Annotated in this window: 9 protein-coding genes; 7 read left to right on the plus strand and 2 right to left on the minus strand. The window is 73.2% G+C overall.

What is annotated here, in order from left to right:
- Positions 1-194: 194 nt before the first annotated feature.
- From OG245_RS10120 to OG245_RS10145, 6 genes are all read left to right on the plus strand, one after another.
- Positions 195-1,241, plus strand: coding sequence for an MBL fold metallo-hydrolase (locus OG245_RS10120; RefSeq protein WP_371623194.1), 1,047 nt, complete (start codon positions 195-197; stop codon positions 1,239-1,241).
- Between the two features lie 317 nt (positions 1,242-1,558).
- Entirely contained in the window at positions 1,559-2,809 is a 1,251-nt protein-coding gene (locus tag OG245_RS10125; RefSeq protein ID WP_371623195.1) for a prenyltransferase/squalene oxidase repeat-containing protein, read from the plus strand.
- Positions 2,806-3,585, plus strand: a complete 780-nt coding sequence (locus tag OG245_RS10130) for an SCO2322 family protein (RefSeq protein ID WP_371623196.1) — start codon at positions 2,806-2,808, stop codon at positions 3,583-3,585. The genes OG245_RS10125 and OG245_RS10130 overlap by 4 nt, the downstream gene beginning before the upstream one ends.
- Entirely contained in the window at positions 3,582-4,835 is a 1,254-nt protein-coding gene (locus OG245_RS10135) for an energy-coupling factor transporter transmembrane component T (RefSeq protein ID WP_371623197.1), read from the plus strand. Before OG245_RS10130 ends, OG245_RS10135 begins: the two co-directional genes overlap by 4 nt.
- Positions 4,832-6,592: an ABC transporter ATP-binding protein gene (locus OG245_RS10140; RefSeq protein WP_371623198.1), complete on the plus strand. Its 1,761-nt coding sequence runs from the start codon at positions 4,832-4,834 to the stop codon at positions 6,590-6,592. Before OG245_RS10135 ends, OG245_RS10140 begins: the two co-directional genes overlap by 4 nt.
- Positions 6,589-7,467, plus strand: a complete 879-nt coding sequence (locus OG245_RS10145; protein ID WP_371623199.1) for an ECF transporter S component — start codon at positions 6,589-6,591, stop codon at positions 7,465-7,467. Before OG245_RS10140 ends, OG245_RS10145 begins: the two co-directional genes overlap by 4 nt.
- A 15-nt stretch (positions 7,468-7,482) precedes the next feature.
- Here the strand turns inward: OG245_RS10145 and OG245_RS10150 are convergent, their stop codons facing one another.
- Positions 7,483-8,661: a steroid 3-ketoacyl-CoA thiolase gene (locus OG245_RS10150; RefSeq protein WP_371623200.1), complete on the minus strand. Its 1,179-nt coding sequence runs from the start codon at positions 8,659-8,661 to the stop codon at positions 7,483-7,485.
- A gap of 305 nt (positions 8,662-8,966) precedes the next feature.
- Here OG245_RS10150 and OG245_RS10155 point away from each other — a divergent pair, with 305 nt between their 5' ends.
- Positions 8,967-10,220, plus strand: a complete 1,254-nt coding sequence (locus tag OG245_RS10155) for a cytochrome P450 (protein ID WP_371623201.1) — start codon at positions 8,967-8,969, stop codon at positions 10,218-10,220.
- A gap of 201 nt (positions 10,221-10,421) precedes the next feature.
- Here OG245_RS10155 and OG245_RS10160 read toward each other — a convergent pair whose 3' ends face one another.
- The gene (locus tag OG245_RS10160; protein ID WP_371623202.1) at positions 10,422-12,581 is read right to left on the minus strand and encodes a phosphatase PAP2 family protein; all 2,160 of its coding nucleotides are present in this window, start codon (positions 12,579-12,581) and stop codon (positions 10,422-10,424) included.
- Between the last annotated feature and the right edge of the window lie 112 nt (positions 12,582-12,693).

Raw genomic sequence — 12,693 nt, forward strand, 5'->3', positions numbered from 1 at the left:
GGCCGTTGCCTCCCACGAACCCGTGCACCCGAAACTGACTGCTCGTCAGAACTGATACCAGTTCCTGTTCCAGGAGTCCACGGCGCCGACCTCACCCGGGGCGCGAATAGTCGGTAGACCTGGGCTACCACTGGAACAAGTTCTCGTTACAGTGGGCGCAGTGCACGCTGAGCCCAGGCAGAGACGGGAATCCCATGACGCAGCTGACGCAGGTGACCGACCACGGCGGGGGCGTCCACAGCATCAAGGTCCCCATCCCCGACAACCCGTTGGGCCACACCCTGGTCCACCTCGTCGACACCGACCGGGGGCCGGTCCTCATCGACACCGGCTGGGACGACCCGGCCTCCTGGGAGACCCTGGTCGCGGGGCTGACCGCCCTCGGCACCGCCGTCGCCGACATCCACGGCGTCGTCATCACCCACCACCATCCCGACCACCACGGTCTCTCCGGCCAGGTCCGCGAGGCGTCCGGGGCCTGGATCGCGATGCACGAGGCCGACACCGCGATCGTCCGGCGTACCCGGGAGTCCGAGCCCGGCACCTGGCTCGACTACCTCACCCGGAAGCTCGCCGCGGTCGGCGCGCCGGAGGAACACCTCGCCCCGTTGCGCGCCGCCCGCACCGGAGGGCGGCTGCGGACCCTGCCGGGTCTGCGCGCCGCCCTGCCCGACCGGGAGATCGTCCCCGGCGAGCTGCTCGACCTCGCCGGGCGGCGGCTGCGGGCCGTCTGGACCCCCGGACACACCCCGGGGCACGTCTGCCTCCATCTGGAGGAGCGGCATCCGGCGGACCTGGCGGGGCACGGGCGGTTGTTCTCCGGCGACCACCTGCTGCCCGGGATCAGTCCGCACATCGGGCTGTACGAGGACCCCGACGACACGACGGTCACCGATCCCCTCGGCGACTACCTCGCCTCGCTGGAGCGGATCGGCCGGCTCGGGGTCGCCGAGGTGCTGCCCGCGCACCAGTATGCGTTCACCGACGCGGGCGGGCGGGTGCGGGAGCTGCTGGACCACCACGAGGAGCGGCTGACCGGGCTCCTCGCACTGCTCGCCACGCCTCTCACCCCGTGGCAGCTCGCGGAGCGGATGGAGTGGAACCGGCCCTGGGAGCAGATCCCGCACGGCTCGCGGTCCATCGCCGTCTCCGAGGCCGAGTCCCATCTGCGGCGGCTCGTGAAGCTCGGCCGCGCGGAGGCCGTGCCGGGCGGGCCCCCGGTGACGTACACCGCCGTCTGACGTCCGGCCCCTCCGTGGCCCGCGCCCCGGTGACGTACATCGCGACGTGCAGCTCACGGCCCCTCCGCTACGGACCGGTAGAGTGGGCAGGTCGTCATCATGCCCGTACAGGGGGAAGCCGGTGCGAATCCGGCACAGTGCCCCAGCCGTGACCCGTCGTCCGTCCGACGGCAGCCGGACCGCCCTCCGCGGAGCGTGACCGGCTCGGGCCGCCGGAACCCCGGTGGCCGGCACCGTCGAGGCATACGGGGCCGGAGCCCGGGGCCGCCCTCGTGCGCCCGGGAAGTCCGGCCCTCGCAGGAGAGGCCCAGCCAGCCATGACCGTACGCCGCAGCGCAGCCGCGCTCGCGACCACCGCCGTGCTCCTGGGCGCGGCCGCACCTGTAGCGGTCGCCGCGCCGAGTCCCTCCCCGTCGGCGGAGCTGCCCGCCGGGCTCTACGGCAGCACGGACCCCACCTACGACGGGGTGTGGCGGCAGTCGCTGGCCTTCCTCGCGCAGAAGATCGAGTACGTCACGCCGTCCACCGCGGCCGTCGACTGGCTGGTGGGCCAGCAGTGCGGCAGCGGGGCGTTCACCTCGTACCGGGACGCCGCCAAGCCCTGCGACGCGTCGACCGTGATGGACACCAACGCCACCGCCGTCGCCGTGCAGGCCCTCGTCGAGATCAACCAGCACCGCGACGCCGCGAACAACGGCGCGGACTGGCTGAAGTCCGTGCAGAACGAGGACGGCGGCTGGGGCTACAACCCCGGCAGCCCGAGCGACGCGAACTCCACGTCCATCGTCGTCGGCGCGCTCGCCCGGACCGGGATTCCGATCAACGAGGTCACCACCGCCGACGGGAAGACCCCGTACACCGCGCTCCAGTCCCTGGCCATCCCCTGCGGGGACGAGGACGGCGGCGCGTTCGCCTACCAGCCGGGCAAGAAGGGCGAGCTGACCGCCAACCTGGACGCCACCGCGGCCTCGGTGCTCGGTCTGATGGGCAAGGGCATCGCCTCCGGCACGTCCAACGCGGTCAAGGCCCCCTCCTGCACGGAGGGCGACGACCTCAGCCCGGAGCAGACCGCCCAGAACGGCTCCTCGTTCCTCGCGGACACCCTGAAGAAGTCGCCGTACCTGGAGCAGCCCCCGATGCCGGGCGCCGAGGACACCGAGCCGCAGCCCGACTACGGCAACACCGCGGACGCGGTCGTCGCGCTCGCCGCCTCCGGTCACACGGACCGGGCCGAGGCCTCCGTCGCCTGGCTGCAGAAGAACGCCACGGGCTGGGCGAAGCAGGGCGGCCCGGCCGCCACCGCGCAGCTGATCCTCGCGGCGCACGCCACCGGCGCGGACGCCCGCGCCTTCGGCGGCGTCGACCTCGTCAAGCAGCTCAACACGATGGGCCCCTCCCCGGCCGCCACCGCCCTCCCCTCGCCCACGCCGACCGGGCCGCAGCCCTCCAGCGGCACCAGCAGCGACGACAGCGGACTGGGTCTCGGGTGGCTGATCGGCATCGGCCTCGTCTTCGGCGCGGGCATCGGATTCGTGCTCAGCATGCGGCGGAAGAAGCAGCAGCCGTGAGGCGTACGCCGGTCCCGGCGCGGTCTCCCGCCGCCGCGCGGCCTCGGATTCCCGCCACCGTGCGACGGCGGGATCCGCTCGTCGTTCTGCTGGCCGCCCTGGTCGCCGCCTCGGCCGTCCTGCTCGGCGCGGGCAGCGCCGAGGCCGCCGGTTACCGCTACTGGTCCTTCTGGGAGGGCAACGGCAAGAACTGGGAGTACGCCACCCAGGGGCCGTCGCTGCTGCGCCCGGACGACGGTGCGGTCCAGGGCTTCCGGTTCGCCGTGAGCGAGGACTCGGGCGATGCCGCACAGCCGCGCCGCGCCCCCGACTTCGGGGCGATCTGCGCGGACACCCCGGCGAAGGACGGGCAGAAGCGGGTGGCGCTGGTGATCGACCCCGGTACGACGGCGGACGCCCCTGGCGGGGAGAAACCGCCCGCCCCGCGCACGGCCTGCGCGCAGGTCGCACCGGACGCCAGCAGCGCGGAGGCGCTCGCGGCGGTGGCGAAGCCGCTGCGGTACGACAGCAGCGCGATGCTCTGCGCGATCTCCGGCTACCCGAAGTCGGGCTGCGGCGAGCAGGTGTCCGGGGAGGACGGCAGTGCGAAGCCGTCCTCCCCTTCGGAGCCGTCCGCCCCCGCCGAGCCGTCCTCCTCTTCGGAGGCGGGTGACGCCTCGAAGCCGGCCGGGGACGGAGACGGTGGCGGCGGTCCGTCCGTCGGGCTGCTCGTCGGTGTCGGCGCGGTCCTGCTGCTGGGCATCGCCGCCGTGGTCCAGGCCCGCCGCCGCCGGTGACCGCCGCCCCCGCCCCGGCTCCGGCCCGGCTGCTGCGCCGTGCCCTGCACGCCCCCGAGGCGGACCGGGGCAACGCGCTTCCCGCCGGGGCGTGGTGGCTCTGGGCGCTGGGCCTGGCCACCGCCGCGTCCCGGACGACGAACCCCCTGCTGCTCGGGCTGCTGGTGGGCGTGGCGGGCTACGTGGTGGCGGCGCGGCGGACGGATGCGCCGTGGGCCCGCTCCTACGGCGCGTTCGTCAAGCTCGGGCTGTTCGTGGTGGCGCTGCGTCTGCTGTTCTCCGTCTTCCTCGGTTCGTCGATCCCCGGCACGCACACCGTGCTGACGCTGCCCGAACTGCCGCTGCCCGACTGGGCGCGGGGTGTGCGGATCGGCGGCCGGGTCACCGCCGAGCAGGTGGTCTTCTCGCTGTACGAGGGGATGAAGCTGGCCGCGCTGCTGATCTGCGTCGGCGCGGCGAACGCGCTGGCCAACCCGGCGCGGCTGCTGAAGTCGCTGCCCGGCGCGCTGTACGAGGCGGGGGTGGCCGTCGTGGTGGCCATGACGTTCGCGCCGAACATGGTGGCCGACGTGGTCCGGCTGCGCACCGCGCGCCGGCTGCGGGGTCGGCCGACCGGAGGTGTGCGGGCCGTGGCGCAGATCGGGCTGCCGGTGCTGGAGGGGGCGCTGGAGCGGTCGGTGGCGGTGGCTGCGTCGATGGACGCGCGCGGGTACGGGCGTACGGCGCAGGTCCCGGCCGCCGTCCGGCACACCACGAACGTCCTCACCCTGGGCGGGCTGCTCGGGGTGTGCGCCGGCACGTACGGGCTGCTGGCCACGCAGGGGGCGGTGTACGGGCTGCCGCTGCTGCTGGCCGGTCTGGTCACGGCGATGGCCGGCCTGCGGCTCGGCGGGCGGCGCTCGGTGCGCACCCGGTACCGGCCGGACCGGTGGGGCGTTCGGGCCTGGCTGGTGGCGGGCTCGGGTGCGGCGGTCGCGGCGGCGATGATCTGGGCGGGCGCGGTGGATCCGGCGGCGATGCGCCCCGGTGTCGTGCCGCTGGTCGCGCCGGTGCTGCCGCTGTGGCCCGCAGCGGCGGTGCTGGTCGGGCTGCTGCCCGCGCTGGTCGCCCCCGTGCCGCCGGCCGCGTACGGGACCGGGAAGCCGTCCGCGCACAGAAACGGGCACGGGGACGGGCACAGAAATGGGCACCGGGACGGGAACGCGCACGGGGGCGGGAAACAGGCTCGTATCGGCAAGGAGCAGGCGTGATCAGGTTCGAGCGGGTCTCCGTGCGGTACGAGGACGCGGAGCGCCCCACGCTGTCCGGGGTCGACCTCACGGTCCCGGAGGGTGAACTCGTCCTGCTCGTCGGCCCCTCCGGTGTCGGCAAGTCGACTTTGCTGGGTACGGTCTCCGGGCTCGTCCCGCACTTCTCGGGCGGGCTGCTGTCGGGCCGGGTCACGGTGGGCGGCCGGGACACCCGCACGCACAAGCCCCGTGAACTGGCCGATCTGGTCGGCACGGTGGGCCAGGACCCGCTCGCGCACTTCGTCACGGACACCGTCGAGGACGAGCTGGCGTACGGCATGGAGTCGCTGGGGCTCGCCCCCGACGTGATGCGCCGCCGGGTCGAGGAGACGCTCGATCTGCTGGGCCTGGCCGAGCTGCGCGACCGGCCGATCGCGACCCTGTCGGGCGGCCAGCAGCAGCGGGTGGCGATCGGCTCGGTGCTCACCCCGCACCCGAGGGTGCTGGTGCTGGACGAGCCGACCTCCGCGCTGGACCCGGCGGCGGCCGAGGAGGTCCTCGCGGTGCTCCAGCGGCTGGTGCACGACCTGGGCACGACCGTGCTGATGGCCGAGCACCGGCTGGAGCGCGTGGTGCAGTACGCGGACCAGGTCGTCCTGCTGCCCTCCCCGGGCGCCGCCCCCGTGATGGGGCCGCCCGCCGAGATCATGAAGGTGTCGCCCGTGCGGCCCCCGGTGGCCGAGCTGGGTCTGCTCGCGGGCTGGGACCCGCTGCCCCTGTCGGTACGCGACGCCCGGCGCGGGGCGGGCGGGCTGCGGGAGCGGCTCGCGGAGGTGTCACCGCCCCCGCCCCCGGGGGCGTCGGGAACGCCGGAGGTACCGGGAGTACCGGGGGCGCCGAGGGTGCCGGAGGCGACTGTTCCGGTCGTGGCCGGGCGGCCGCCGCGGACCGGCCGGTTCGCCCGGCTCCTGGGGCGCGGGGCCGGCGCCCCGGCCACCCCGGTCGCCCCCGCCGCCGATCCGGTCACCCGGGTCGACGGGCTCGGGGTGCGGCGCGGCCGGGTCGAGGCGCTGCGGCGGGTGACGCTCACCGTGGCGCCGGGCGAGACGGTGGCCCTGATGGGCCGCAACGGGGCCGGCAAGTCCACGCTGCTCGGCGCGCTCGTCGGCATGATCGAGCCCACCTCGGGCACCGTGCGCGTCGGCGGCCTGGCCCCGGCCCGGACGGACCCGCGGGCGATGGTGCGCCGGGTCGGCCTCGTACCGCAGGAACCGCGCGATCTGCTGTACGCGGACACGGTGGCCGCCGAGTGCGCCGCTGCCGACCGGGACGCGGGCGCGGCGGAGGGTTCCTGCCGGGCGCTGGTGTCGGAGCTGCTGCCGGGCGTCGCGGACGACACCCACCCACGGGACCTCTCCGAGGGCCAGCGGCTCGCCCTGGCCCTGGCGCTGGTGCTGACGGGCCGCCCGCCGCTGTTGCTGCTGGACGAGCCGACGCGTGGTCTGGACTACGCGGCGAAGGGCCGGCTCGTCGGTGTGCTGCGCGGCCTGGCGGCCGAGGGGCACGCGATCGTCCTGGCGACGCACGACGTGGAGCTGGCGGCGGAGTTGGCGCACCGGGTCGTGATCCTGGCCGAAGGGGAGGTCGTCGCGGACGGGCCGACCGGACAGGTGGTGGTCTCCTCGCCCGCGTTCGCCCCGCAGACGGCGAAGATCCTGGCCCCTCAGGAGTGGCTGACCGTGTCCCAGGTGCGCGGCGCGCTGGAGGCGGGCGCATGAGCGAGAAGGAGGCCGGCGTCCGGCAGCGGGTGGCCCGGCCCGTGCGGCTCGGGCCGAAGTCGGTCGCCGTCCTGCTGCTGACCGGGGCCGTCGGGGTGGTCGCCTTCGGATGGCCGCTGCTGGCGGACGCCGGGTCCGGGCTCGCGCACGCGCAGGACGCGCCCTGGCTGTTCGCGGCGCTGCTGCCGCTGCTCGTCGCGGTGGTGGTGGCGACGATCTCCGAGTCCGGCATGGACGCGAAGGCCGTCGCGATGCTCGGGGTGCTGGCGGCGGTCGGGGCGGCGCTGCGCCCGCTGGGAGCGGGGACGGCGGGCCTGGAGCCGATGTTCTTCCTGATGGTGCTGAGCGGCCGGGTGCTGGGGCCCGGCTTCGGCTTCGTCCTCGGCTCGGTGACCATGTTCGCCTCGGCGCTGCTGACCGGCGGAGTGGGGCCGTGGATGCCGTTCCAGATGCTGTCGATGGGCTGGTTCACCATGGGCGCGGGGCTGCTGCCGGGGGCGGACCGGCTGCGCGGGCGGGCGGAGTTGGCGATGCTGGCGGTGTACGGCTGCGTGGCGGCGTTCGCGTACGGCACGGTGATGAATCTTCAGGGCTGGGTGCTCGTCAACGGGCTGCATTCGGGCATCTCGTTCGACGAGGGCGCCCCGCTGCACGAGAACCTGGTGCGGTTCCTCGCCTACTGCGCGGCGACCTCGCTGGGCTGGGACCTGGGGCGGGCGGTGCTGACGGTGGTCCTGACCCTCACGCTCGGCCCGACGCTGCTGAAGGCGCTGCGCCGGGCCACCCGTCGCGCCGCCTTCGACGCGCGTGCCGTGTTCGGGGAGCCGGAGGAGCCCGGGAAGCGGCCCGTGGGGACCACCCCGGGCCCCCCGTGAAGTGCCGTTACGGGGTCACAGCCGCTGGATGATCGTGCCCGTCGCCAGGGCCCCTCCCGCGCACATCGTGATGAGCGCGAACTCCTTGTCACGGCGTTCCAGTTCGTGCAGGGCCGTGGTGATCAGCCGCGCGCCCGTCGCGCCGACCGGGTGGCCCAGCGCGATCGCGCCGCCGTTCACGTTGACCTTCTCCAGGCCGTCGAGGTCCGCCTCGAACTCCTGCGCCCAGCTCAGCACCACCGAAGCGAACGCCTCGTTGATCTCGACGAGGTCGATGTCCCGCAGCGTCATGCCCGCCTTGCCGAGCACCGCCCGGGTCGCGTCGATCGGGCCGTCCAGGTGGAAGTGCGGGTCGGAGCCGACGAGGGCCTGGGCCACGATCCGGGCCCGGGGCTTGAGCTTCAGGGCCCGCGCCATGCGCTTGGAGGACCACATGATCGCGCAGGCCCCGTCGGATATCTGCGAGGAGTTCCCGGCGGTGTGGATCGCGCTCGGCATGACGGCCTTGAGCCCGGCGAGCGCCTCCATCGAGGTGTCGCGCAGCCCCTCGTCCCGGTCGACGAGCCGCCACATGCCCTGGCCGGCCGCCTGCTCCTCCTCGGTGGTCGGGACCTGGACGGCGTACGTCTCGCGTTTGAAGCGCTCCTCCGCCCAGGCGGCGGCCGCCCGCTGCTGGGAGAGCAGGCCGAGCGCGTCGACCTTCTCGCGGGTCAGGCCGCGCTTGCGGGCGATGCGCTCGGCCGCCTCGAACTGGTTGGGCAGGTCGACGTTCCACTCGTCGGGCCAGGGCTTTCCCGGGCCGTGCTTGGAGCCGCTGCCCAGCGGCACCCGGGACATCGCCTCGACGCCGCAGCTGATGCCCACGTCGATGACCCCGGCGGCCACCATGTTGGCGACCATGTGGGAGGCCTGCTGCGAGGAGCCGCACTGGCAGTCGACGGTGGTGGCGGCGGTCTCGTACGGCAGTCCCACGGTCAGCCAGGCGTTGCGGGCCGGGTTCATGGACTGCTCACCGGCGTGGGTGACGGTGCCGCCGACGATCTGTTCGACGCAGTCGGCCTGGATGCCGGTGCGGCCGAGAAGTTCACGGTAGGTCTCGCCCAGCAGGTAGGCGGGGTGCAGATTGGCGAGTGCGCCTCCGCGCCTGCCGATGGGCGTGCGTACGGCTTCGACGATGACGGGTTCCGCGGCCATGAGCTCGTCCTCTCCTCGCGCTTCCGCAGGGGGCGTCCCGGCGCCCGCGGAAGGAACTAGTACGCGTTCTAGTTCTCCTGGCAGTCTCGTGACGGTGACCCGGCTGCGCAAGGGGCGTGCACACACCGCGCGTGCGCCCCTCCGGTGGGGCGACGGGCGCCCACCGGGCCCGGAGGCAACAGATCCGGCCACCGCTCTTGCCACTTGTAGAACTCGTTACTACCTTGCGGGCAACTTCTGATGGAGCGTCAGACAGTCGCGGCCGTCCACCGGTTCGCCGGCTGTTCCGGAGTGGAGAGGTGCCCATGCGCTGCCCCCATCTGCCCGACGGGTTCGACTTCACCGATCCCGACCTCCTCCAGGCCCGCGTGCCGCACCCGGAGTTCGCCCTGATGCGGCAGACCGCGCCGGTCTGGTGGTGCACCCAGCCCCACAACATCTCCGGGTTCGGCGACGAGGGCTACTGGGCCGTCACGCGTCACGCGGACGTCAAATACGTCTCCACGCACCCCGAGTTGTTCTCCTCGAACACCAACACCGCCGTCATCCGCTTCAACGAGACGATCAGCCGCGACCAGATCGACGTCCAGAAGCTGATCATGCTGAACATGGATCCGCCGGAGCACACCCGGGTCCGCCAGATCGTCCAGCGCGGCTTCACCCCGCGCGCGGTGCGCTCCCTGGAGACGGCTCTGCGCTCCAGGGCCCGCTCCATCGTCGAGACCGCCCTGGCGTCCGCCGACGCCGACGGCTCCTTCGACTTCGTGACCAACATCGCGGTGGAGCTCCCGCTCCAGGCCATCGCGGAGCTCATCGGCGTACCGCAGGAGGACCGCTCCAAGATCTTCGACTGGTCCAACAAGATGGCCGCGTACGACGATCCGGAGTACGCGATCACCGAGGAGGTCGGCGCCGAGGCGGCGATGGAGATCGTGGCGTACTCGATGAACCTGGCGGCGGCCCGCAAGGAGTGCCCGGCCGAGGACATCGTGAGCCAACTCGTCGCGGCGGAGGGCCAGGGGAACCTGTCGTCGGACGAGTTCGGGTTCTTCGTGATCCTGCTCGCGGTGGCCGGGAACGAGACCACCCGTAACGCGATCAGCCACGGCATGCACGCCTTCCTCACCCACCCCGAACAGTGGGAGCTCTACAAACGGGAGCGCCCGCAGACCACCGCCGAGGAGATCGTGCGCTGGGCGACCCCGGTCGTCTCGTTCCAGCGGACCGCCACCCAGGACCTGGAGCTGGGCGGTCAGCGGATCAGGAAGGGCGAGCGGGTGGGGCTGTTCTACTCCTCGGCCAACAACGACCCCGAGGTGTTCGACGCCCCCGAGGCCTTCGACATCACCCGCGATCCCAACCCGCACCTCGGGTTCGGGGGCGGCGGCCCGCACTTCTGCCTGGGCAAGTCGCTGGCCGTGATGGAGATCGACCTGATCTTCAACGCCATCGCCGACGTACTGCCGGACCTGCGGCTCCTGGAGGACCCGCGGCGGCTGCGTTCGGCATGGCTGAACGGGATCAAGCAGCTCCAGGTGACGACGGACGCGGCCACCTGATACCTGCCCCGTCCCGGACCATCCCGGGCCGTCCGCGGCCGTCCGTCCGGGTGGCGCGGCGGGCGCGGCGGGCGCGGCGGGCGGACCATGGGAGGACGCGGCGATCCATGCCGAAGGGGTGCCGGGACGGGTTCCAGCCGTCCCGGCACCCCTTCGGCGCGTTCGGCCCGGCGCGGCCGGGCCTGCTCCGTGTCGTGTCGCCTACTTGCCGCCGACCTTTTCGGGCACGACGGCGGGTTCGGGGTCGAGGTCGGGGTCTGAGCCGGGCCGGGGGCCGGGGTCGGATTCGGATTCGGATTCAGGGCCGGGGTCGGATTCAGGGTCGGAGTGGGCGGGCTGCGACGTCGTCCGCGCGGGCTCCCCCGCCCCCTCCCCGTCGGTCAGGAGCTGCCGCGGCCCCGACAGCAGATATGTCAGCCCGAAGCCCATCGCCACGACGAGCGCGCCGCCGGCCGCGTCGAGCACCCAGTGGTTGGCGGTGGCCACGATCGCGGCGATCGTGAAGAGCGGGTGCAGCAGGCCGAGCGCCTTCATCCACAGCTTCGGAGCCAGCATCACGATCACCACACCGCACCACAGCGACCAGCCGAAGTGCAGCGACGGCATCGCCGCGTACTGGTTGGTGACGGTGGTCAGCGTCCCGTAGTCGGGCTTCGCGAAGTCCTGCACCCCGTGGACGGTGTCGATGAAGCCGAGGCCGGGCATGAGCCGGGGCGGGGCCAGGGGGTAGAGCCAGAAGCCGACGAGGGCGAGCAGGGTGGCGAAGCCGATGGACGAGCGGACCCAGCGGTAGTCGGCGGGGCGGCGCGCGTACAGGACGCCGAGGATCGTCAGCGGGACGATGAAGTGGAACGTGGAGTAGTAGTAGTCGAAGAACTCACGCAGCCAGGTGATCTGCACGACCGTGTGGTTGACCCAGTGCTCGATGTCGATGTGCAGCCACTGCTCGATGGCGTGGATCTGCCGGCCGTGCTCCTCGGCGAGCGGGCGGCCCGCCCTGGCGGCGAGGCGGACCTGGGCGTAGGCGTCGTAGACGACCCTGATGAGCAGGAGTTCCAGCAGCAGGTTGGGGCGGGTGAGGACCCGGCGCCAGAACGGCAGGAGCGGCACGCGTCTCCAGCGCGCCGCGACCGGTTTCGCGTAGTCGGTGGGGACGGGGTGCTGCCAGTACGGCGAGGTGCGGGGCACGAACGGGGCGAGGCAGGCCGCGCCGAGCGCCACGAGGAGCAGCACGTTGTCGCGGACCGGGAAGAGCGCCTCGATGTTCGGCAGCAGCATCGTGCCCGGCAGGATGACGACCAGCAGCACCACGGACGGCCAGACCAGCCGGTCGGAGGCCCGCTTGCCGACCTTGCCGACGACCGCGAGGAGCACCCACAGCAGTTGGTGCTGCCAGGCGGTCGGCGAGACGGCGACCACGACGCAGCCGGTCACGGCCACGGCGAGGAGCACCTGTCCGTCCTGCGCGTACCGCACCGCGCGCCGCAGTCCGACGACCACGACGGCGGCGGAGAGCACCAGGAACAGGGCGATCTCCACGGGACCTTCGAGGCCGAGCCTGAGCAGCGCCCCGTGCAGGGACTGGTTGGCGAGGCTGTCCGGCCGCTCCCCCAGCCCCGCGCCCGCGAGATGGTGCACCCAGTACGTCCACGAGTCCTTCGGCGCCGCAGCCCAGGCGGCGGCCGTGGCGAGGGCGAAGGTCACGCCCGCGCTCACCGACGCCTGCCGCCTGCCGGTCAGCCAGAGCAGGGCGGCGAAGAGCAGCAGCACCGGCTGGAAGGCGGCGGCGAGGCCGACGAGAACGCCCGCCGCACGGTGTTCCCGGACGACGAACCAGGCCAGGAGCACCAGCAGGACGGGCAGGATGCTGGTCTGACCCAGGTGCAGGGCGTTGCGCACCGGCAGCGACAGCATGAGCAGGCTGATCGCGACGGGGGCGGCGAGCAGCGCCGTCCGGCGGCCCACCGGTGCGGGCAGGGCCCGCGCCGCGACGAGGCCGAGGGCGACGACGAGCAGCAGGGACCCGAACGTCCACGCGACGCCCAGGGCCTGTTGGGCCGAAGCGGTGAGAGGTTTCAGCACCAGCCCGGCGAAGGGAGTGCCGGTGAACCGACCGCTGTCGTACAGCGAGCCCGTCACGTGCAGGACACCGTTCTCCCCGATCCAGGTCTCCAGATCGAGGAGCCGCTCTCCCGGTGGCTGCCGGAGCACCACCGCCACCTGCCGTACCGCAAGCACGGCCACGACCAGCCAGAGCAGGGCCCTGGTCAGCCCGGCCCCTCCCCCCGTGTCCGTCGCCGCGCCACCGCGCACACTGTGATCCGCATTCACCACGCTGCGCCGACCCTCCCACCGTTCCATGCATCTCCCCTTCGAGTGGGGCCATGCCGGATGAAGCCTCGCATTGCCCTACGAGGTAGACACAATCAACCCCCTCTTTGCCTGACTGTCATCCTGCTTCGGTCCGGAAGTA

The sequence above is a fragment of the Streptomyces sp. NBC_01116 genome, from assembly GCF_041435495.1.
Lineage (GTDB): Bacteria > Actinomycetota > Actinomycetes > Streptomycetales > Streptomycetaceae > Streptomyces.

Coding starts and splice junctions, on each gene's coding strand:
- OG245_RS10120 (WP_371623194.1), top strand. CDS start 195: ATGACGCAGCTGACGCAGGTGACCGACCACGGCGGGGGCGTCCACAGC.
- OG245_RS10125 (WP_371623195.1), top strand. CDS start 1,559: ATGACCGTACGCCGCAGCGCAGCCGCGCTCGCGACCACCGCCGTGCTC.
- OG245_RS10145 (WP_371623199.1), top strand. CDS start 6,589: ATGAGCGAGAAGGAGGCCGGCGTCCGGCAGCGGGTGGCCCGGCCCGTG.
- OG245_RS10150 (WP_371623200.1), bottom strand. CDS start 8,661: ATGGCCGCGGAACCCGTCATCGTCGAAGCCGTACGCACGCCCATCGGC.
- OG245_RS10155 (WP_371623201.1), top strand. CDS start 8,967: ATGCGCTGCCCCCATCTGCCCGACGGGTTCGACTTCACCGATCCCGAC.
- OG245_RS10160 (WP_371623202.1), bottom strand. CDS start 12,581: ATGGAACGGTGGGAGGGTCGGCGCAGCGTGGTGAATGCGGATCACAGT.